Source organism: Pseudomonas sp. P4_C1, assembly GCF_056402155.1.
Genome location: NZ_JBFUHY010000094.1, coordinates 1 through 21,278, shown reverse-complemented (window position 1 = coordinate 21,278; position 21,278 = coordinate 1). Strand labels below are relative to the sequence as shown.

Below are 21,278 nucleotides of genomic sequence, written 5' to 3'. Positions count from 1 at the left end.
ATCGTCGGACCGAGGTCCGTCAATTCAAGACTTGAAATGCGATCCCCTGTAGGAGCGAGCCTGCTAGCGATGGCGGAGTGTCAGACGACATAAGTGCTGACTGATCCGCCGCCTTCGCGAGCAGGCTCGCTCCTACAGTTGATCGGTGTGGTTCGTCTTAAACGGTATGCAGGTACCAGTTGTACTCAAGGTCCGAGATGGAGTTCTCGAACTCGGCCAGCTCGCTTTCCTTGCACGCCACGAACACGTCGATGTACAGCGGGTCGATGTACTTGGCCATGACTTCGCTGTCGTCCAGCTCGCGCAGTGCATCGCGCAGGTTGTTCGGCAGGCTCTGCTCGTTTTGCTCGTAGCTGTTGCCTTCCACCGGGGCGCCCGGTTCGATTTGGTTGGTCAGGCCGTGATGAACACCGGCCAGGACCGACGCCATCAGCAGGTAAGGGTTGGCATCGGCGCCCGCTACGCGGTGTTCGATGCGCACCGAGTCTGGCGAGCCGGTCGGTACACGCACGGCCACGGTACGGTTGTCGATGCCCCAGCTCGGCGAGTTCGGCACGTAGAACTGTGCGCCGAAACGACGGTACGAGTTGACGTTCGGGCAAAGGAAGGCCATCTGCGCCGGCAGGGTCTCGAGCACACCGCCGATCGCGTGACGCAGCGCGGCGTTCTGCTCGGGATCCTCGCTGGCAAAGATGTTGTTGCCTTCTTTATCGAGAATCGAAATGTGCACGTGCAGACCGTTGCCCGCCTGGCCCGGATACGGCTTGGCCATGAAGGTGGTGTCCATCTCGTGGTCGTAGGCGATGTTCTTCACCAGACGCTTGAGCAGGACCGCGTAGTCGCAGGCCTTGATCGGGTCAGCCACGTGATGCAGGTTGACTTCGAACTGCGCCGGGGCGCTTTCCTTGACGATGGCGTCAGCCGGGATGCCCTGCTCTTTCGCGCCTTCGAGGATATCTTGCAGGCAGTCGACGTATTCGTCGAGGTCGTCGATCAGGTACACCTGGGTCGACATCGGACGCTTGCCGGACACCGGCGAACGTGGCGATTGCGGACGACCGTTCACGTTGTCCTGGTCGATCAGGTAGAACTCCAGTTCGAACGCCGCGCAGATGGTCAGGCCCATGTCGTCGAACTTGCGCACGATATTGGCCAGCACTTCCCGCGGGTCGGCGAAGAATGGCTCGCCTTCGAGTTCGTGCATGGTCATCAGCAGTTGCGCAGTCGGGCGCTTCTGCCAGGGTTCGATGCTCAGGGTGCCCGGGATTGGGTAGCAGATCCGGTCGGAGTCGCCGATGTCCAGACCCAGGCCGGTGCTTTCCACCGTGGAGCCATTGATGTCCAGAGCAAACAGAGACGCCGGCAGGTTGATGCCTTTCTCGTAAACCTTATGAAGACTGGTGCGCTCGATGCGCTTGCCGCGCACCACACCGTTCATATCCGCAATCAGAAGGTCGACGTACAAAACCTCAGGATGTTTCTTAAGGAATGCGTTTGCTTCGTTGAGTTGAACGGCACGCAGAGGGACCGACATGATGCACCTATTTTTTACTGTTAATTATTATGTTCACCGCCCTTTCACGAGCCCAGTCAATCCGAAAGGCAAAGTGAAGTCAATAGCGAACACCTGGCCTTTCAGCGTTTATTTTCGGGCCTCTCAGAAGGACGAGAGTGCCATATACGCCCTCAAACACGCGTAAAGCCTGAAGATCGGACGCACGGCGTTTAGAATTTTTTACATGAGAGTTGTTAATTAAAATCAACAAGGCTAAGCTCCGGAAAAGCTCGTTCAAGTGTGAAACTTCGAGGTGATAAAAATGGCACTCAAGCCATTGATCGGCGTTACTGCGTGCGTCAAACAGATTGGCCTGCACCCCTACCACATCAGCGGTGACAAGTACTTGCGTGCTGTCAGCGTTGCGGCGCTGGGGCTGCCTGTCGCTATTCCTTCATTGGCTGAACTGACCGAAATCGATGACCTGCTGCCGCAGCTCGACGGTCTGTTGCTGACCGGCTCGCCGTCGAACGTGGAACCCTTCCACTATCAAGGCCCCGACAGCGCCCCCGGCACGGATCATGATCCGGCACGGGATGCCACCACCCTTCCCCTGATCCGCGCAGCCATTGCCGCCGGCGTTCCGGTCCTCGGCATCTGCCGTGGCTTCCAGGAAATGAACGTGGCGTTCGGTGGCAGCCTGCATCAGAAAGTCCATGAACTCCCCGGTTTCCTTGATCACCGTGAGGCCAACCATCCGGACCTGGCCGTGCAATACGCTCCCGCTCACGCGGTGAATGTGCAGCCCGGTGGCGTGTTCGAAGCGCTGGACCTGCCAGCGGCATTCCAGGTCAATTCGATTCACAGCCAGGGCATCGACCGCCTCGCGCCCGGCCTGCGCGCCGAAGCCGTCGCGCCCGATGGCCTGATCGAAGCGATCTCGGTCGAGCACAGCAAGGCCTTCGCCCTCGGCGTGCAATGGCACCCGGAATGGCAAGTGCTGGATAACCCTCCTTACTTGAGTATTTTCCAGGCATTCGGCGAAGCCTGCCGGCAACGGGCGGCACTGCGTCACTCGAGCTGACGACCTGACACCCACATTCAACGATTGACTGCCCACCGCGAGCGGGCAGGCGCTTGTGCGTGCCCCGCCCGCGAAAACAACACACTGCAATAACAACAAGTACTACCAGGCAGCCAGGACGGCGGCGCCGAATAAACCCGGGGTGGGAAACGCAATTCCCTGTAGGAGCGAGCCTGCTCGCGATGGATGTCCGGACACCGCGGGCATTCAGACTGCCAGCGTCATCGTTGGCGACCATCGCGAGCAGGCTCGCTCCTACAAGGGATCAGCGCGGACCGGCTTCACGGGTTTGCAATCCACTATTAAGCCGGGCCGTGTTGGCCGGGCGACTGAAACCTGTTGGGAGTTTCACATGGCAAACGCCTCCAGCATCTACAGGAAGGCTCTTGAAGGTCACCAGGCACCGAAAAAGGTATTGGTGAAAATCGATCGCGTCACCAAGAAGTTCGACGAAACCACCGCCGTGGACGATGTGTCCCTGGAAATCCACCAGGGTGAAATCTTCGCCCTGCTCGGTGGCTCCGGTTCCGGCAAATCGACCCTGCTGCGCATGCTCGCCGGCTTCGAGCGCCCGACCGAAGGCCGGATTCTGCTCGACGGTGTCGACATCACCGACATGCCGCCGTACGAACGACCGATCAACATGATGTTCCAGTCCTACGCGCTGTTCCCGCACATGACGGTGGCGCAGAACATCGCCTTCGGCCTCAAGCAGGACCGTTTGCCAGCGGCCGAAATCGAAGCCCGTGTGCAGGAGATGCTGCGCCTGGTGCACATGACCCAGTACGCCAAGCGCAAACCGCACCAACTGTCCGGCGGCCAGCGTCAGCGCGTGGCCCTGGCCCGTTCCCTGGCCAAGCGTCCGAAGCTGCTGCTGCTCGACGAACCGATGGGCGCACTGGATAAAAAGCTGCGTTCGCAGATGCAGCTTGAGCTGGTGGAGATCATCGAGCGCGTCGGCGTGACCTGCGTGATGGTGACCCACGACCAGGAAGAGGCCATGACCATGGCCGAACGCATCGCGATCATGCACCTGGGCTGGATCGCCCAGATCGGCAGCCCGGTCGACATCTATGAAGCACCGGTCAGCCGCATGGTCTGCGAGTTCATCGGCAACGTGAACGCCTTCGACGGCACCGTTGTAGAAGACCTGGAAGGTCACGCGATCATCCACAGCAAGGATTTGGAGCAGAAGATCTACGTCGGTCACGGCGTCAGCACTTCGGTGCAGGACAAGTCGGTTACCTACGCGATCCGTCCGGAAAAATTGCTGGTCAGCACCGTCAAGCCCGAGCACCGCTACAACTGGTCCAGCGGCAAGGTGCATGACATCGCCTACCTCGGCGGCCACTCGGTGTTCTACGTCGAGCTGCCCGGCGGCAAGATCGTCCAGTCGTTCATGGCCAACGCCGAACGCCGTGGTGCGCGCCCGACCTGGGACGATCAGGTCTACGTGTGGTGGGAAGACGACAGCGGCGTGGTACTGCGCGCATGAAAACCTTCAATCAGCAATTTCTGAGACTCGTCCCCAGCGGGCGCAAGCTCGTCATCGGGATTCCATTCATCTGGCTGTTCCTGTTCTTCATGTTGCCGTTCTTCCTGGTGATGAAGATCAGCTTCTCGGAAGCAGCCCTGGCCATTCCGCCGTACTCGGAGATCTACACCTTCGCCGAGCAAAAATTTCAGCTGCTGTTGAACCTCGGTAACTACAGCCTGCTGACCCAGGACGAACTGTACATCTCGGCGTACCTCGGTTCGTTGAAAGTAGCGTTGCTCAGCACGATGATGTGCCTGGTGATCGGTTTCCCGATGGCCTACGCGATCACCAAGGCCAGCAAGGAAGCGCAAAACGTCCTGCTGCTGTTGATCATGATGCCGACCTGGACCGCGATCCTGATCCGCGTTTACGCGTGGATGGGCATCCTCAGCAACAACGGTTTGCTCAACGCATTCTTGATGTGGACCGGGCTGACCTCGGCGCCGATCGAGATCCTCAACACCAACACCGCCGTCTACATCGGGGTCGTTTACGCCTACCTGCCGTTCATGGTGTTGCCGCTGTACGCCAACCTGGTCAAGCACGATGGCAGCCTGCTGGAAGCCGCGTCGGACCTGGGTTCGAGCAACTTCAACAACTTCTGGAAAATCACCGTGCCGTTGGCCAGGAACGGCATCATCGCCGGCTGCATGCTGGTGTTCATTCCGGTGGTCGGTGAGTTCGTGATTCCGGAACTGCTGGGCGGCCCGGAAACCCTGATGATCGGCCGTGTGTTGTGGCAAGAGTTCTTCAACAACCGCGACTGGCCGGTGGCGTCTGCCCTGGCGGTGGTGATGCTGTTGATCCTGATTGTGCCGATTCTGCTGTTCAACCGCAGCCAGGCCAAAGAGATGGAGGCACGGGGATGAAACGCTTCGGATTTTCAAAGTTCATGCTGATTTTCGGCCTGTCGTTTATCTACCTGCCGATGCTGATTCTGGTGATTTACTCGTTCAACGTATCCAAGTTGGTGACGGTGTGGGGTGGCTGGTCGATCAAGTGGTACGCCGGTTTGCTCGACAACAGCCAGCTGATGGGCTCGGTGGGGCGCTCGCTGGAAATCGCCTGCTACACCGCCGTCGCAGCAGTCGCACTAGGGACGTTAGCCGCGTTCGTCCTGACTCGCGTTACCCGCTTCAAGGGCCGCACGCTGTTCGGCGGCCTGGTCACCGCGCCGCTGGTGATGCCTGAGGTGATCACTGGTCTGTCGCTGTTGCTGCTGTTCGTGGCCATGGCGCAATTGATCGGCTGGCCGCAGGAACGCGGCATCGTCACCATCTGGATCGCCCACACCACCTTTTGTGCGGCCTACGTGGCGGTGGTAGTCTCCGCCCGCCTTCGCGAACTGGACCTGTCCATCGAAGAAGCGGCCATGGACCTGGGTGCGAAGCCATTCAAGGTGTTTTTCCTGATCACCATTCCGATGATCGCGCCGTCTCTGGCGGCCGGCGGCATGATGTCGTTCGCCCTGTCGCTGGATGACCTGGTGCTGGCGAGCTTCGTGTCGGGTCCGGGTTCCACGACCCTGCCGATGGAAGTGTTCTCGGCGGTGCGTCTGGGCGTGAAACCCGAGATCAACGCCGTGGCCAGCCTGATCCTGTTGGCGGTGTCCATCGTGACCTTCATGGTCTGGTTCTTCAGCCGCCGTGCCGAAGAAAGCCGCAAGCGCGCGATCCAGGAAGCCATGGACCAGACCACCAGCGAATCCTGGCAACAACCTAAAAAGCAAATGGCAGAAGCGACTGCCTAGTGCCGCCCCTGTAGGAGCGAGCTCGCGATGGACGTTAACGATAACGCGTGTTGTCTGGATGAACGCGTCGCCCTCAGGTCCATCGTCGGATCGCCGCCCGGAGCAAGCTCGCTCCTACAAAGGAGCACTCTTGCCACAAATGTTTGCCGTGTGATTTGGAATAAATAAGAAATGGAGTTGTACCGATGAAAATGTTTGGCAGGACTCTGCTGACACTGTCCTTATTGGGCGCAATCGCCACTGGCGCCCAGGCCAATGACAAGGTTCTGCGCGTCTATAACTGGTCGGATTACATTGGCCCGGATACCGTCAAGAAGTTCGAGGACGAGACCGGCATCCAGGTGACCTACGATGTCTTCGACAGCAACGAAACCCTTGAGGCACGCCTGCTGGCAGGTAAATCCGGCTACGACATCGTGGTGCCGTCCAACAGCTTCCTGGCCAAGCAGATCAAGGCCGGTGTCTATCAGGAACTGGACAAATCGAAGCTGTCGAACTGGAAAAACCTCAATCCGGTGCTGCTGAAAAACGCCTCCGCGAGCGATCCCGATAACGCCCACGCCATCCCGTACATGTGGGGCTCGATCGGCATCGGTTTCAACCCGCAGAAGGTCAAGGAAGTGCTCGGCGCCAATGCCCCGACCAATTCCTGGGACTTGCTGTTCAAACCGGAAAACGCCGAGAAGCTCAAGGCCTGCGGCATCAGTTTCCTCGATTCGCCCACTGAAATGCTCCCGACCGCCCTGCACTATCTGGGCTACCCGGTGAACGATCAGGACAAACAGCACATCGCCCAAGCCCAGGCGCTGTTCATGAAGATTCGCCCGAACGTGGCGTACTTCCATTCGTCGAAATACATCTCGGACCTGGCCAACGGCAACATCTGCGTGGCCGTGGGTTACTCAGGCGACGTGCTGCAGGCCAAGGCCCGCGCCCAGGAAGCCGGGGACAAGGTGAAGATCGACTACAGCATCCCGAAAGAAGGCGCCGCCAGTTTCTACGACATGCTCGCCATCCCCCGCGATGCCGCCAACGTCGAGAACGCTTACCTGTTCATGAACTTCCTGATGCGCCCCGACGTGATTGCCGACATCACCAACAATATCGGCTACAGCAACGCCAACGCGGCGGCCACGCCGTTGGTGGATGAAGCCATCCGTAACGATCCGGGCTCCTACCCGCCGGAAGCGGTAATGGCCACGCTCTATGCCGTGCCGGACCAGCCGATTGCCATCCAGCGGATCATGACCCGTGGCTGGACCAAGGTGAAACTCGGCCAGTAATTCACTCAATTGATCTACTGAGTCTGACATTGCCATCGCGAGCAAGCTCGCTCCCACAGGTACCGCATGTACCTTGAAGTTCGCGCTATCCCTGTGGGAGCGAGCTTGCTCGCGATGAGGCCAGAACCTCCAGCACACATTTCAGCTTTACCCATTTCCGTTCACGCAGCGTCTTACCACCGCTGCCTCTCCTGCAAGTAGAACGGTCTCACCTGGCTCTCTCGGTTCAGGTGAAGTTTGGCGCCCATGGGCGCCTTTTTTATTGGGGATCAATCAACGGCCATTCGGCCAGCGCCCGATAGCGCCCCTTGTGGGATTCGAACAGAGTGAATCGATCAGCCCGCAGGAAGAACTCGGGCGGTGTCGCGGACTCCGGCACCGGCGCCCGATACTGCCGTGCCAGGGTCAGGTGCGGACGATATTCCCTGGGTGCCTCCTCCAGCCCGAACGGCAACATCGCCTGTTCCAGGGCATACACCAGGCGCAGCAATGCCGGGGGCGCCTGCTGCGGCGCTAGCACCAACGCCCCTGCCCTGCGCCACACGTCCAGCCGATCCAGCACCACCGTCAAGCGCTCGCCCGGTGTACGGATGGACGCCGCAGCGTTGCAGAGCTCGGCGATCTGCGCCACACCCACCGCCCCCAAAAACTTCAGCGTCAGGTGAAAGTTTTCCGCCGGCACCGGCCGTCCGTTGCGCAGTTGCAGCGCACTGCGCCACTGGGCAATATCCCGGCGCAGGGCGGGGGCGCAGTTCAGCGCAAAGAACAGGCGCTTGAACGGCTCGCGGGTTTCGTCGTTCATGCCGGACACCTCCTGGGAAGACTGCCAGAGTGTACTCAACACTCGCGTACCGGCCAGCGCATTTCTGGCGCCACGGGGCATGCGAGTTATAGTTTCAGCATCCCGAAATACCGGAGGGGACCATGCGACAGATCATCAGCAAGGAACCATGGTGGGCCAGACCGCCCGAGCCAGGCCAGGATGAACTCAAGCTGGAATGGGGCTGGCTGGTGCATTACAGCGAAGGCGAGCCGCGCTTCGAGTTCATCCGCGAGCGGCCGACGGACGACGAGATCCGCCAGCGCAAGAGTTGCAGGATCACCCCGACGCCGGAGTGATCCCGCGTGCAGCGTCAGGCCTGGAGGAGCACTTCGAACCCGCCGTAGACCATGCGCTGGCCATCGAAGGGCATTGGATTGACGTCCGGTTTCATGCGCGGGTCCTGCATCATCCTGCCCATTCCGGCATTGCGGGTGGCCTTGTCAGGCCAGATGATCCAGCCAAAGGCAACGGTTTCGCCTTCCTTGAGCTTCACCGACATTGGAAACGAGGTGACCTTGCCTTCCGGGACATCCTCGCCCCAGCATTCGACCACGCTCAAGGCACCGTTTTCCTTGAAGACCAAGGCGGCGACTTTGGCGTGCATGATGTATTGCTCACGGTTGGCGGTGGGTACGGCAGCGATGAATCCATCGACGTAAGACATGCGTTTTTCTCCTTGGGTCATGGGGTGTGCTGCAGGTTAGTCGGTTGCGCTGGCGTCCGATCGACAGTGCCGGCGCTCAAACCGACCGGCGGTTGTGCGCTGCCGCCCAGGTTGCCTTCGATCTGCGCCGCCATGTAAAGCGTGGCGGCCATGACGCCGCTGGTCGGGTCCTGCACCAGTTTGAGCCAGGCCTTGTCGAAGGTATTGCCCAGGCTACGGCGAATCAGCGCCTCGCTATCGGGCCGGTCAAAGGCCTGGATGAATGCGCGAATGCCAGCCACCCCTAGCGTGATCAAGCCACCGGCCAGTTTCCCGGTCGCTGCGGCCACGGCGCTGGCGGCACCGCGCGGGGCCATCTCGGCTTCCATCCGCCGGCTGGCGCGCCTTGCCACCGGCGCCATCGCGGTGTCGGTCGAGCCCACCCCCTTGTTGCCACCGGCCCTATGGACTTTGTCGATCAGCGCGGCGAAGGCCGGCAAGGAGTTCAGCGGTTCGGTGTGCACGATCTGGTACAACGAGGCGTCCCGCGTCGGCGGAGGCCCGAGGGCGATGGCCGGGATTTTCTGGATGCGCCCGTTGAGCTGGGGCATCGGCACGCTGTTGCGGCTGGAGATTTTCTGCAGCTCTTCCTTGAGGATGTCGACATAGAACGCCGCTGCCAGGCCGAGAATCGCATCGGGATCGAGTTCCACGGCCGCCGGAGCCAGGACCTTCTCCTGATAGGCTTCGAGCAGGTACGCCGCCAGGCGTTTTTCCACGGCGTCCTGCTCACCCTTGGCGCTGATGGTGTACCAGCTGACCTTCATCGACAGCCATTCCTGGGTCCAGTAACTGCTGAACCACGGAATGAAATTCTGCTCGGTCAATTCATAGACCCGTGTGCGCCAGTAATCCATGGCGCCGCGGGCGTAGATTTTGGCCTGCTCGGTGGCCGTCTGCGAGGCGGTGACGATCTCCCGGTCCACTTGTTGCCAGGTGCTGGCAGGAACGATGACCGGTGCCACTTCCACCGGCGCACGCACAGGCGTGGCACACCCCGCCAACACCACCAGCACGGCAATGATCAGCGAACGCAGGTTCAAGATGGCGGCTTCCTGAAGTGGGTACCGGGCGAAATGCCCGACACGCGAAACTTTGGGCTTAAGTATAGGTGGCGATGTCCCGGAGCCCGTGAAAAGGCCCGCATCAACAGAGAAAAAACCACCATCACTTGCATCGATATTCACCATCGCCGCGATTGCCTTCCGCTTGATGGCCGTCAGCGTAGGATCAATCCCAAGCCAACACGAAACCCCGAATCGGAGGGGGACATCATGCTGATCCATCTGCTGACCTGCCTGGCCCTGACGGCTTTCACTTTGGGCGTATTTTCCTGGTACGTCCTGAGCGAGGAGCAAACATCATGATTCACACCGTCACCCTCGCCGTGCGTTTTCCGGTGTTCGGCAACAATTTCTACGCGCAGAAATTCGAGTCTCGTAAAGAGTTGACTCTGCTGTTCGACGAGAAGTTCGAGGCGTTGCTGATCCCGGCAGCCGATCATCACTTCAGCAACGAAGTGGTCGGGCTCAATGATCAGTTCCGTTTTTTGAATGACGTGCTGGTCGAGCATCTGCTGGATGTCGAACTGGCAAAAGGCTCGGCCCGTTCGTTCGGGTTCTGACAGCGACCGCCGGTCGCCCGGGCTCACAACGTTCGCTGGCTATTGCCAATCCCCTTGGCAATATCGATCCCCCAATCCATCGCCGCTTCCATGTCCAGCATGTGCGGCCGTGGATCATGGTTTTCATCGATGGCCGAGCCGTCCGGCCGATAGACACCGATGAACATGCCCAACGAACCGTCCTTCAATATCTCGGCCTTAACCTTGATGTTGCATCCGTTCGATAGCGTTTCCTTGTGCTCCATATGGCGCTCGGTCATGACTGCATTGCTCCCCTGACTGAATTCAAACCCTACTGGCCATGCTAGCTCAGCCCCCGGAACTGCGCCGATTGGCAGGACCGGAGGCCTGCACTGACAGCGGCGCAATGCCACCTATACTGAAGTCCACCTCCCCTCAGGGGATCTGCATGCCCAACAATAAAAAGCAGAGGTGGAACATGGTCTGGCAGCAAGTCTACGATCCGTTCGGTAACCCGGTGCTTTCAACATTCATGGCGGCTGTGCCGGTGGTGGTGATGCTGGCGTCCCTGGCGTTCTTTCATGTCAAGGCGCACCTGGCGGCATTGCTCGCCCTGGTTTCGGCCTTGCTGATCGCGATTTTCGCCTTCGGCATGCCGGCGAACATGGCGGGTACCGCAGCGCTGTTCGGTGCAGCCAACGGTCTGCTGCCGATTGGCTGGATTGTGTTGAACATCATCTTCCTGCACCGCCTGACCACCGAGAACGGCTCGTTCAAGGTGTTGCAAGACTCCCTGGCGCGCATCACCGATGACCGACGCCTGCAATTACTCCTGATCGCCTTCTGCTTCGGTGCGTTTTTCGAAGGCGCGGCCGGCTTCGGTACGCCGGTGGCGGTGACCGGGGCGATTCTGATCGGGCTGGGCTTTTCGCCGCTTGCCGCGTCGGGGCTGGCGCTGATCGCCAACACCGCCCCCGTGGCGTTCGGTGCCCTCGGCACGCCGATCATCACCCTGGCCAGGGTGACCGGGCTGGATGAAATGGAGCTGTCGATGATGGTCGGCCGGCAGTTGCCGTTCTTCTCGGTGCTGGTGCCGTTCTGGCTGATCTGGGCCTTTGCCGGCTGGCGCAAGATGCTGGAAGTCTGGCCGGCGATCCTGGTGGCCGGGGTCAGTTTTGCCGTGCCGCAGTTCCTGGTGTCCAACTATCACGGGCCGATGCTGGTGGATGTGATCGCCGCGTTGATTTCCATGGCCTGCCTGACTGGTTTCCTCAAGGTTTGGAAACCGGCCACGGTGCACACCTCGGCTGCGCTGTCCGGCCGGGTCGATAATTCGAAGATCGACGCCGAACACGACGAAAAGCCCGTACCGACTGCAACCTTCGCCAATGAGGCGAACCCGGCAGTGATGCGCGCGTGGATGCCGTGGATCATCCTCACGATCTTCGTGTTCATCTGGGGTACGCAAGGCTTCAAAAACACCTTCGACACCCGTCCGGCGATTGACCCGCAAACCAGCTCAGCCAAGCTCGACCCTCAGGGCAAACCGCTGCGCGAGGCGAACCCGGTGTTCGCGCCGGTCCTGATCTTCACCACCCTGCACTTGCAAGTCGAGAAAGTCCCGCCCGTGGTGCCTGCGCCGAAAACCGAAGAGGCGGTGTACAAGTTCACCTGGTTCACCGCCACCGGCAGCGGCATTCTGCTGGCGGCGATCGTCGGCGGCTTGCTGATGGGTTACTCGATCCCGCAATTGATTCGCCAGTACCTGCGCACCCTGTGGGTGGTGCGCTACTCGCTGACCACTATTGCGGCGATGCTCGGTCTTGGCTTCCTCACCCGCTACTCGGGCCTGGATGCAACCATGGGCCTGGCCTTCGCCGCGACGGGCATCTTCTATCCGATGTTCGGTACCTTGCTCGGCTGGCTCGGCGTGGCGTTGACCGGTTCGGACACGGCTTCCAACGTGCTGTTCGGCGGCTTGCAACGAGTGACGTCCGAGCAGTTGGGCATGAGCCCGGTGTTGATGGCCGCCGCCAACAGCTCCGGCGGGGTCATGGGCAAGATGGTCGATGCCCAGTCGATCGTGGTYGCCTCCACCGCCACCCGCTGGTACGGCCATGAAGGGGAAATCCTGCGCTACGTGTTCTTCCACTCGGTCGTGCTGGCGATTCTGGTCGGTGGCCTGGTGACGTTGCAGGCCTATGTCGCGCCGTTCAGCCACATGGTGGTGGGCGGGCATTGAATCGAATACAAGCGTAATTCTGCGTAAACCTGATCCACGCCCGGGTTAACCACCCGGGCGTGGCGTACTGCACACCCAAATCCCTGTGGGAGCGAGCTTGCTCGCGATGGCGGAGTGTCATTCAACATAGATGTCGACTGTTCWGCCGCTATCGCGAGCAAGCTCGCTCCCACATTAGTAGACGGTGGTTTATTGAATGAATCGTCCGTCGAGCAGACAACGATCCCATGGACAGCTGAGCTTTGCGGACCAATGATTAATACAGTGGACCGCGAAAACAGACCTCATGTAACAACAGAACGAGTGTCGAGCGCCGATGAACATTCTCTACGATGAACGCGTTGACGGTGCCTTGCCCGGCGTCGACAAACGGGCGCTGTTGCAGGCCCTGCAAACCCGCTTGCCGAATCTGGAAATCCTGCATCAGCAGGAGGAACTCAGGCCCTACGAATGCGACGGACTGTCGGCCTATCGCACCACGCCGATGCTGGTGGTGTTGCCCCGCTATATCGACGAAGTGCAAGGGGTGCTGCGCGTCTGCCATGAGCTGCACGTCCCCGTGGTGGCCCGTGGCGCGGGCACCGGTTTGTCCGGCGGGGCGCTGCCCCTGGAGAAAGGCGTGCTGCTGGTGATGGCGCGCTTCAACAACATCCTGGGCATCGACCCCGCCGCCCGTACCGCACGGGTTCAGCCCGGCGTGCGCAATCTGGCGATTTCCCAGGCGGCGGCACCCTTCGGCCTGTATTACGCGCCCGACCCTTCCTCGCAAATCGCCTGCTCCATCGGCGGCAACGTCGCGGAAAATGCCGGTGGCGTGCATTGCCTGAAGTACGGCCTGACCGTGCACAACGTGCTCAAGGTCGACATCCTTACCGTCGATGGCGAGCATTTGAGCCTGGGCTCCAATGCCCTCGACTCTCCCGGTTTCGACCTGCTGGCGCTGATCAACGGATCCGAAGGTTTGCTCGGGGTAATTACCGAGGTCACGGTCAAGCTGCTGCCCAAACCGCAGACCGCCAAAGTGCTGTTGGCAGCGTTCGATTCCGTGGAAAAAGCCGGGCGCGCGGTCGGCGACATCATCGCCGCCGGCATCATCCCCGGCGGCCTGGAAATGATGGACAACCTGGCCATCCGCGCCGCCGAGGATTTTATCCACGCCGGTTATCCGGTGGACGCCGAGGCCATTCTGCTGTGCGAACTCGATGGCGTCGAAGCCGATGTCTCTGATGACTGCGACCGGGTGCGCCAGGTACTGCAACAGGCCGGCGCGACTGAGTTGCGCCAGGCGAAGGACGAAGCCGAGCGCGTGCGTTTCTGGGCCGGACGCAAGAATGCCTTCCCGGCGGTGGGCCGCCTCTCGCCGGACTATTACTGCATGGACGGCACCATCCCCCGTCGTGAATTGCCCGGCGTGCTGCGCGCCATCGCCGAGCTGTCGAACGAATACGGCCTGCGGGTGGCCAACGTGTTCCATGCCGGCGACGGCAACATGCATCCGCTGATTCTGTTCGACGCCAATCAACCCGGTGAACTCGATCAAGCCGAAGCCCTGGGCGGCAAGATTCTGGAGTTGTGCGTGAAAGTCGGCGGCAGTATCACCGGTGAACACGGCGTGGGGCGCGAGAAGATCAATCAGATGTGCGCGCAGTTCAACAGCGATGAGCTGACCCTGTTCCATGCCATCAAGGCCGCCTTCGACCCCGGCGGCATGCTCAACCCCGGCAAGAACATTCCGACCCTGCACCGCTGCGCGGAATTCGGTGCCATGCACGTGCATGGCGGTCAACTGCCCTTCCCTGAGCTGGAGCGTTTCTGATGCGCCGCCCTGAAGATTTCGATGACAGCCCGTCACTGCTGGCACAGGTCAATCAGGCGCTGGAAAACGCCACGCCGTTGCGCATCCAGGGCTCCAACAGCAAGGGCTTCCTCGGGCGCACCACGGCCGGGGAAATTCTCGACACCCGCGCGCACCGGGGCATCGTCAGTTACGACCCGACCGAGCTGGTGATCACCGTCCGCTGCGGCACGCCGTTGTCGGAACTGGCGCAAGTGCTGGACGCCGCGCAACAGATGCTGCCCTGCGAACCGCCGTCCTTTGGCGATGGCGCCACCGTCGGCGGTATGATCGCCTGCGGGCTGTCCGGGCCACGGCGCCCGTGGGTCGGTTCGGTGCGGGATTTCGTTCTCGGCACGCGGGTCATCACAGGGCAAGGCAAGCTGTTGCGCTTCGGTGGCGAGGTGATGAAAAACGTCGCCGGCTACGACCTGTCGCGTCTGATGGCCGGCAGTTATGGCAGCCTCGGGCTGATCGCCGAAGTTTCCCTCAAAGTGCTGCCAAGACCCCGGCAAGCCTTGAGCATCAGCCTGGAAATGGACGCCGAGCGGGCCTTGCTGCGCCTGGCGGAATGGGGCCAGCAGCCGCTGCCGATCAGCGCCGCCTGCCACGACGGTTCACGCCTGCACCTTCGGCTTGAGGGCGGTGAAGGTTCGGTGGCGGCGGCCCATGAGCGCCTCGGTGGTGAGCAGTTGGACGCTTCCTGGTGGGACGATCTCAACGAACAGCGCTTGAGTTTCTTCGATGAAGACCAGCCGCTTTGGCGCCTTTCACTGCCGCACAACACGCCTCGTCTGTCGCTGCCAGGTCGCCAGTTGATCGATTGGGGTGGCGCCCAGCGCTGGCTGAAATCCGATGCCGACGCGGCGTTCATCCGCCAGGTGGTCGACGAGGTCGGCGGCCATGCCACCTGCTTCAGCCACGGCCTGACCGACACCCCGTTCCATCCGCTGCCGCCAGCGCTGATGCGCTATCACCGCAACCTGAAACAACAACTTGATCCACGGGGCATCTTCAACCCCGGACGCCTGTACGCGGAGCTTTGAACCATGCAGACGACCTTGAGTGAAAGCGCCAGCCAACTGCCCCGCGCCGCAGAAGCCGAAAGCATCCTGCGCACCTGCGTGCACTGCGGGTTCTGCAATGCCACGTGCCCGACCTATCAATTGCTCGGCGATGAACTGGACGGACCACGAGGCCGCATCTACCTGATCAAGCAAGTGCTGGAAGGCAACGAGGTCACGCAAAAGACCCAGCAGCACTTGGATCGCTGCCTGTCGTGCCGCAACTGCGAAACCACCTGCCCGTCGGGCGTCGACTACCACAACCTGCTGGACATCGGGCGGGCGGTGGTCGATGCGGCGGTGCCGCGCCCCCTCGGTCAGCGTCTGTTGCGCGAGGGGTTGCGGCAGACCGTGCCCCATCCAGAGCTGTTCAAGAGTCTGGTCAATAGCGGTCAGGTGTTCCGCGCGCTGCTGCCCGGCACCCTGCAAAGCAAGTTGCCGCGCAATGTCTACCCGGCCAAGCCGCGGCCCATGACCCTGCGTGAGCGTCAGGTGCTGATGCTTGAAGGTTGCGTGCAGCCCAGCCTGTCTCCCAACACCAATGCCGCGGCGGCGCGGGTGCTGGACCGGTTGGGAATCAGCGTCATCGCGAGCCGCGAAGCCGGTTGCTGCGGCGCCGTGGACTACCACCTTGGCGCCCAGGTCGCTGGTCTCGATCGCGCCCGGCGCAACATCGACGCGTGGTGGCCGGGCATCGAAAAAGGCGCCGAAGCGATTGTGCAGACGGCCAGCGGTTGCGGCGCCTTCATCAAGGATTACGGCCACCTGCTCGCCAGCGACCCGGTCTATGCCGACAAGGCAAAAAAGGTCAGTGCGCTGGCCCGGGACCTGGTGGAAGTGTTGCGCGACGAGCCACTGGAAAAACTTGGCATCCACGCCTCGCAACGCCTGGCCTTCCATTGCCCCTGCACCTTGCAGCACGGACAGAAACTCGGCGGTGCCGTGGAGGCGCTGCTGACCGGCCTCGGTTTCAACCTGACGTCCGTCCCCGACGGGCATCTGTGCTGCGGCTCGGCGGGCACCTATTCGCTGACCCAGCCCGAACTGTCGCGACAACTGCGCGACAACAAGCTCAACGCCCTGGAAAGCGGCCATCCCGAGGTGATTGTCACAGCCAACATCGGCTGCCAGACGCACCTCGACGGCGCGGGCCGAACCCCGGTGCGCCACTGGATCGAACTGGTCGAAGCCGCCCTGCCTTAACCGAATCCTGGAGATACCCATGAACAGCAAAGCCGTCCTGAGCCAAGCCGAAGTCAGCCAGATCCTTGCCGCCGCCCGCGCCGAAGCACAGGCCAATCAATGGGCCGTGACCATAGTGGTGGTCGATGACGGCGGCCACCCGCTGGCCCTCGAACGCCTCGACGGCTGCGCGCCGGGCAGCGCGTACATCGCCACCGAAAAGGCGCGCACCTCGGCCCTCGGGCGGCGTGAAACGAAAAGCTATGAGGACATGGTCAACGCCGGGCGCTACGCTTTCCTGTCAGCACCGTTGCTGACTTCCGATGGCGGAGTGTCATTCAACATAGATGTCGACTGTTCAGCCGCCATCGCGAGCAAGCTCGCTCCCACAGGGTCCGTCCCACAGGGTCCGTGTTAAACCAGCCGAGAGGAGTTGCAGCAATGACCCGCCTAACTGCCAAAGACTTCGCCCCTGAACTGCTGGAACTGTACGACTACTACGCCCACGGCAAGATCAACCGCCGGGAGTTTCTCGACCGCGCGGCATTATTCACCTTCGGCGGATTGACGGCTGGAGCCCTGCTCGCCGCGCTAAGCCCCAACTACGCGCTGGCCGAGCAGGTCGAGTTCACCGATCCGGACATTCTTGCCGAGTACATCACCTACCCCTCGCCCAAGGGCCACGGCGAGGTTCGCGGTTATCTGGTGCGTCCGGCCAAGGCCACCGGCAAGGTGCCGGCGGTGGTGGTCGTGCACGAAAACCGCGGGCTCAACCCCTACATCGAAGACGTGGCCCGGCGTCTGGCCAAGGCCGGTTTCATCGCCCTCGCCCCTGACGGCCTGAGTTCGGTCGGCGGTTATCCCGGCAATGACGACAAGGGCCGCGAACTGCAGGCCACGGTCGACCCGGAAAAGCTGATGAACGACTTTTTCGCCGCCGTCGAGTGGATGATGAAACACCCCGCCGCCACTGGAAAAGTCGGCATCACCGGGTTCTGCTACGGCGGTGGCGTGGCCAATGCCGCTGCCGTGGCCTATCCGGAACTGGGTGCCGCCGTGTCGTTTTATGGCCGTCAGCCAACGGCCGAGGAAGTGCCACGGATCAAGGCACCGGTGATGCTGCACTACGGCGAACTGGATACGCGGATCAACGAAGGCTGGCCGGCCTATGAGAAAGCGTTGAAGGCCGGGGGCAAGACCTATGTGGCCTACTTTTATCAGGGCTGCAATCATGGCTTTCACAATGATTCGACGCCGCGTTATGACGAGGCGGCGGCGAAGCTGGCGTGGGAGCGGACGTTGGGGTGGTTTAAAAAGTATCTGGTTTGAATAAAAATTCTGGGCCAGCAGGACTGGCCCCATCGCGAGCAAGCTCGCTCCCACAGGGACCGAGTCGAAGCACATATCTGTGAACGACTCAGGAACCTGTGGGAGCGAGCTTGCTCGCGATGGCGATCTCACGGCTGGTGACTACTTCGGTTGCGCCACCGTCCGCAGATACGGCTTCAAGGTCCTGAAGCCTTCCGGGTATTTCTTCTTCGCGTCCTCGTCAGACACCGAGGTCGGGATTATCACGTCTTCACCCGGCCGCCAGTTCACTGGCGTGGCGACGGTGTGTTTGGCATTGAGTTGCAGGGAATCGAGCAGGCGCAGCACTTCATCGAAGTTGCGCCCGGCGCTCATCGGGTAGATCAGCATGGCCTTGACCTTCTTGTCCGGTCCGACGATGAACACCGAACGCACCGTGGCGTTGTCCACCGCCGTGCGCGCGCCGCCGCTGGCATTGGGGTGGATCATGTCGTAGAGCTTGGCCACCACCAGGTTTTCGTCGCCGATCAGCGGATAGTTGATCGCCGTGCCCTGAGTCTCGGCGATGTCACCGACCCAACGGTTATGGTCACTGACCGGGTCGACGCTGAGCCCGACAACCTTGGTGTTGCGCTTGTCGAATTCCGGCTTGAGTTTGGCCAGGTAGCCCAGTTCGGTGGTGCACACCGGGGTGAAATCCTTGGGATGGGAAAACAGGATGGCCCACCCATCGCCGATCCATTGGTGAAAGTTGAGGGTACCTTCAGTGGTGTCGGCGGTGAAATCCGGTGCTTCGTCGCCAATACGGATAGCCATGTTCGATCTCCTTGCAGTGATGGACAGGGACGCCGTCAGGGCAGCGAATGCGCTTTCAACGGCATGAACGCGAGACATTATAGGATAGGTTCCGGCACTCGCCGACCTGTGTTGGCTGAGTCGCTAGCCCACCAGCGCAATCAGTTGCTGACGCTGGGCATCGGTCAGCATCGGGCCGAAACCGGCCCAGGCATTTTCCGCCATGTAGCGCGGATTGCCGGTGCCTGGAATCACGCAGGTCACCGCCGAATGCGACAGCAGGAACTTCAGCGCCAGTTGCGGCCAGCTCTTGACCCCGACTTGCGCCGCCCAGCCCGGCAGCGGTTTATCTTTCAGTTTGGCCAGCAAGCCGCCACCGCCGAACGGCCGGTTGCAGATCACCGCTACCCCACGCTCGCGGCACAACGGCAGCAGGCGTTTCTCGACTGCGCGATCATCCAGGGCGTAGTTGATCTGCAAAAAGTCCAGCGGCTCGGCCTTGAGTACCGCTTCCACTTCTTCATAGGCCGACGCCGTGTAATGGGTGATGCCGATGTAACGAATACGCCCTTTTTCCTTCCAGTGGCGCAGGGTCGGCAAGTGCGTCTGCCAGTCCAGCAAGTTGTGGATCTGCATCAGGTCGATCCGGTCGGTCTGCAACAGGGCGAAGGATTGCTCCATCTGCGCGATGCCTTCTTCGCGGCCCCGGGTCCACACTTTGGTGGCGAGGAAGGCCGGTGAGCGTGGCTCATGGATCGACAGCAACTCGCCGACGGTCTGTTCGGCACGACCGTACATCGGCGAGCTGTCGATCAACTTGCCACCCTTGTCGAACAACGCATCGAGCACCGCGGGCAAGTCTTTGTAGGCCGGTTGCGCAGGCTCGACATCGAATCCGCGATAAGTGCCCAGCCCTACGATCGGCAAGGACTCGTTGCTGGAAGGAATGGCCCGGGTCTGCATGGTCTTGCCTCCTGTTCCCATCGACGGCGCGGGTTGCGCAACCGCCAGACCGAACGTGAAGACCGCCGAAGCACCGGCAGCCAGCGTGAGTATTGCTCTACGGGTGTAACCCTCAGGATGGCTCATAAAACGCTTCTCACCAGTCGCACGGGTCCGGCCCGTTGCACCAACAACCCGGATAACCCGCGCCAAGGGTCAATTGACTACACTTTGAAAGCCTTGCGGCGCCAGCCACTTTCACTCCCAGAGCAGTCAATGCCGCCCACTAACGTTAGTCGAATGTCACGCACCCTGGTGTTACTCGTCGTCATCGTCGCTGCGTTGTACCTGGCGCTGTGCGTGGCGCTGTTCGTGTTCCAGCGGGCACTGATTTATTACCCGCAACCGCGTACCGTCGGCGGCGCCGAGACACTGCTCACCCTGCCGGCCGCCGACGCGCAGGTGCTGGTCTCCACCCGACCTCACGAGGGTCCCAACGCGCTGATTTATTTCGGCGGCAATGCCGAAGACGTCTCGCGCAATCTGCCAGGGTTCACCCAAGCGTTCCCTGACTACGCGCTGTATCTGCTGCATTACCGCGGCTACGGCGGCAGTTCCGGCTCGCCTTGCGAAGAGGCCATTGCCCGCGATGCCATGAAGTTGTTCGACCTGGTGTATGCCACCCATCCGCATGTGGCGGTGGTCGGACGCAGCCTGGGTTCCGGGGTTGCCGTGCGCCTTGCCAGCGAACGCCCGGCCGCGCGACTGGTGCTGATCACGCCCTACAACAGCCTCGAAGAGCTCGCCGCCCGTCAGTTCCGCTGGTTTCCGGTGCGCTGGTTGTTGAAGGACAAATACCCGTCCTGGCAGTACGCCGCCCGCATCTCGGCGCCTACTCGGCTGATTGCGGCAGAGCATGACGAGGTGATTGCGCGCCAGAGCACCGAACGTTTGTATACACACTTCGCCAAAGGCGTGGCGTCACTGCAGGTGATACCGGGGACGGGGCATAACTCGATCAGCGAAAGCCCTGAGTACCTCAAGGTGCTGGGGGGTGGGTTGTAACGGCAACACCAGTCTTTGTGACGAGGGGGGCTGTGGCCGTTCATCCGAGAATTCACCAACGCCCAATAAAAACATATTTTTATGTCTATATTGATATTGTCGAACGTTCCCACTCTCAGAGGGTACCGTCATGAACGTTGTGATTCATTAGAAATTGAATTCGGTTCATTAAAAGCTGAATTACGCCAGACCAGTTTCATTCGAGCGACGAACTCGTCGCTCATAGCTCGGTGTGCGCTGCCTCATCGCTGATCAGCTCAGTTAACCGATTTGATGCTTTGTTTTTATTTGTCCAATTCACGGAGGTGTCATGATGAACAATAAAATCGCAATTTACCTGCTCCTCGCCTTGCTTGCCCTTCCAGCCTGGAGCCACGCCGCTCCATCGCCCGCGTCCACGGATGCCGACTCGCCTGCGCTGACCACGCGCCTGGCCGAGCGTGACCTTTGGGTCGAACACATTTTCTGGATCAGAAACTACGCGCTGGCCAATCAATCCGCCGACAAAAAGCAAGCCAAAGTCGCGGCGGACCAGGTCGTCGACAACGCCACCAAAATCGCCAACAGCATCGCCCCGCTCTATGGC

General features: G+C 61.0%; 21 protein-coding genes and 1 pseudogene. 15 read left to right on the top strand and 7 right to left on the bottom strand.

Annotated features, from left to right (window positions below):
- Positions 1 to 157: 157 nt before the first annotated feature.
- On the bottom strand, positions 158 to 1,534 hold the full coding sequence (locus AC1DU9_RS27230) for a glutamine synthetase family protein (protein ID WP_116264631.1): 1,377 nt from the start codon (positions 1,532 to 1,534) through the stop codon (positions 158 to 160).
- A 283-nt stretch (positions 1,535 to 1,817) separates the two neighbouring features.
- Here AC1DU9_RS27230 and AC1DU9_RS27225 point away from each other — a divergent pair, with 283 nt between their 5' ends.
- The 5 genes from AC1DU9_RS27225 (at position 1,818) to AC1DU9_RS27205 (ending at position 7,149) form a co-directional block, all read left to right on the top strand.
- Entirely contained in the window at positions 1,818 to 2,579 is a 762-nt protein-coding gene (locus AC1DU9_RS27225) for a gamma-glutamyl-gamma-aminobutyrate hydrolase family protein (RefSeq protein WP_477811058.1), read from the top strand.
- Between the two features lie 352 nt (positions 2,580 to 2,931).
- The gene (locus AC1DU9_RS27220; RefSeq protein ID WP_223457628.1) at positions 2,932 to 4,074 is read left to right on the top strand and encodes an ABC transporter ATP-binding protein; all 1,143 of its coding nucleotides are present in this window, start codon (positions 2,932 to 2,934) and stop codon (positions 4,072 to 4,074) included.
- A complete protein-coding gene (locus AC1DU9_RS27215; protein WP_150673293.1) occupies positions 4,071 to 4,985 on the top strand; it encodes an ABC transporter permease subunit in 915 nt (304 codons plus the stop codon). The genes AC1DU9_RS27220 and AC1DU9_RS27215 overlap by 4 nt, the downstream gene beginning before the upstream one ends.
- Positions 4,982 to 5,866 carry an ABC transporter permease subunit gene (locus tag AC1DU9_RS27210; RefSeq protein ID WP_477811057.1) on the top strand — a complete coding sequence of 295 codons (885 nt, stop codon included), beginning with the start codon at positions 4,982 to 4,984 and terminating at the stop codon, positions 5,864 to 5,866. The genes AC1DU9_RS27215 and AC1DU9_RS27210 overlap by 4 nt, the downstream gene beginning before the upstream one ends.
- A 185-nt stretch (positions 5,867 to 6,051) precedes the next feature.
- Complete coding sequence (locus tag AC1DU9_RS27205) at positions 6,052 to 7,149, top strand: polyamine ABC transporter substrate-binding protein (protein WP_477811056.1); 1,098 nt, start codon at positions 6,052 to 6,054, stop codon at positions 7,147 to 7,149.
- A 259-nt stretch (positions 7,150 to 7,408) separates the two neighbouring features.
- Here the strand turns inward: AC1DU9_RS27205 and thpR are convergent, their stop codons facing one another.
- The gene (gene thpR / locus AC1DU9_RS27200; RefSeq protein ID WP_477811055.1) at positions 7,409 to 7,951 is read right to left on the bottom strand and encodes an RNA 2',3'-cyclic phosphodiesterase; all 543 of its coding nucleotides are present in this window, start codon (positions 7,949 to 7,951) and stop codon (positions 7,409 to 7,411) included.
- A 122-nt stretch (positions 7,952 to 8,073) separates the two neighbouring features.
- Between thpR and AC1DU9_RS27195 the strand changes: the two genes are divergently transcribed.
- Positions 8,074 to 8,268 (top strand): hypothetical protein, encoded by a 195-nt coding sequence (locus AC1DU9_RS27195; RefSeq protein ID WP_056727280.1) that lies wholly within the window; start codon positions 8,074 to 8,076, stop codon positions 8,266 to 8,268.
- 14 nt (positions 8,269 to 8,282) lie between these two features.
- Here the strand turns inward: AC1DU9_RS27195 and AC1DU9_RS27190 are convergent, their stop codons facing one another.
- The gene (locus tag AC1DU9_RS27190; RefSeq protein ID WP_108216019.1) at positions 8,283 to 8,636 is read right to left on the bottom strand and encodes a DUF1428 domain-containing protein; all 354 of its coding nucleotides are present in this window, start codon (positions 8,634 to 8,636) and stop codon (positions 8,283 to 8,285) included.
- Positions 8,637 to 8,653: 17 nt separating this feature from the next.
- Positions 8,654 to 9,718 (bottom strand): hypothetical protein, encoded by a 1,065-nt coding sequence (locus AC1DU9_RS27185; protein ID WP_477811054.1) that lies wholly within the window; start codon positions 9,716 to 9,718, stop codon positions 8,654 to 8,656.
- A gap of 320 nt (positions 9,719 to 10,038) precedes the next feature.
- Between AC1DU9_RS27185 and AC1DU9_RS27180 the strand changes: the two genes are divergently transcribed.
- Positions 10,039 to 10,299, top strand: a complete 261-nt coding sequence (locus AC1DU9_RS27180; RefSeq protein WP_223457620.1) for a hypothetical protein — start codon at positions 10,039 to 10,041, stop codon at positions 10,297 to 10,299.
- A 23-nt stretch (positions 10,300 to 10,322) separates the two neighbouring features.
- Here the strand turns inward: AC1DU9_RS27180 and AC1DU9_RS27175 are convergent, their stop codons facing one another.
- A complete protein-coding gene (locus AC1DU9_RS27175; protein ID WP_090456183.1) occupies positions 10,323 to 10,559 on the bottom strand; it encodes a hypothetical protein in 237 nt (78 codons plus the stop codon).
- A gap of 179 nt (positions 10,560 to 10,738) precedes the next feature.
- On the opposite strand from AC1DU9_RS27175, the gene AC1DU9_RS27170 reads away from it, so the two are divergent.
- The 6 genes from AC1DU9_RS27170 (at position 10,739) to yghX (ending at position 17,911) form a co-directional block, all read left to right on the top strand.
- Complete coding sequence (locus tag AC1DU9_RS27170) at positions 10,739 to 12,502, top strand: L-lactate permease (protein WP_223457663.1); 1,764 nt, start codon at positions 10,739 to 10,741, stop codon at positions 12,500 to 12,502.
- Positions 12,503 to 12,818: 316 nt separating this feature from the next.
- On the top strand, positions 12,819 to 14,318 hold the full coding sequence (glcD, locus tag AC1DU9_RS27165) for a glycolate oxidase subunit GlcD (RefSeq protein ID WP_223457618.1): 1,500 nt from the start codon (positions 12,819 to 12,821) through the stop codon (positions 14,316 to 14,318).
- Complete coding sequence (glcE, locus tag AC1DU9_RS27160; protein ID WP_223457616.1) at positions 14,318 to 15,382, top strand: glycolate oxidase subunit GlcE; 1,065 nt, start codon at positions 14,318 to 14,320, stop codon at positions 15,380 to 15,382. The genes glcD and glcE overlap by 1 nt, the downstream gene beginning before the upstream one ends.
- Before the next feature lie 3 nt (positions 15,383 to 15,385).
- The gene (gene glcF / locus AC1DU9_RS27155; RefSeq protein WP_477811053.1) at positions 15,386 to 16,603 is read left to right on the top strand and encodes a glycolate oxidase subunit GlcF; all 1,218 of its coding nucleotides are present in this window, start codon (positions 15,386 to 15,388) and stop codon (positions 16,601 to 16,603) included.
- A 19-nt stretch (positions 16,604 to 16,622) separates the two neighbouring features.
- Positions 16,623 to 17,000: a heme-binding protein gene (locus tag AC1DU9_RS27150; protein ID WP_477811052.1), complete on the top strand. Its 378-nt coding sequence runs from the start codon at positions 16,623 to 16,625 to the stop codon at positions 16,998 to 17,000.
- 23 nt (positions 17,001 to 17,023) lie between these two features.
- On the top strand, positions 17,024 to 17,911 hold the full coding sequence (gene yghX / locus AC1DU9_RS27145) for a YghX family hydrolase (protein WP_477811051.1): 888 nt from the start codon (positions 17,024 to 17,026) through the stop codon (positions 17,909 to 17,911).
- A gap of 141 nt (positions 17,912 to 18,052) precedes the next feature.
- Here the strand turns inward: yghX and AC1DU9_RS27140 are convergent, their stop codons facing one another.
- A complete protein-coding gene (locus tag AC1DU9_RS27140) occupies positions 18,053 to 18,706 on the bottom strand; it encodes a peroxiredoxin (protein ID WP_477811050.1) in 654 nt (217 codons plus the stop codon).
- A gap of 123 nt (positions 18,707 to 18,829) precedes the next feature.
- On the bottom strand, positions 18,830 to 19,774 hold the full coding sequence (locus tag AC1DU9_RS27135) for an aldo/keto reductase (protein WP_477811049.1): 945 nt from the start codon (positions 19,772 to 19,774) through the stop codon (positions 18,830 to 18,832).
- A 129-nt stretch (positions 19,775 to 19,903) separates the two neighbouring features.
- Between AC1DU9_RS27135 and AC1DU9_RS27130 the strand changes: the two genes are divergently transcribed.
- Both AC1DU9_RS27130 and AC1DU9_RS27125 read left to right on the top strand, forming a co-directional pair.
- On the top strand, positions 19,904 to 20,692 hold the full coding sequence (locus AC1DU9_RS27130; protein ID WP_477811048.1) for an alpha/beta hydrolase: 789 nt from the start codon (positions 19,904 to 19,906) through the stop codon (positions 20,690 to 20,692).
- A gap of 313 nt (positions 20,693 to 21,005) precedes the next feature.
- Positions 21,006 to 21,278, top strand: a pseudogene (locus AC1DU9_RS27125) (hypothetical protein); the annotation flags it as partial.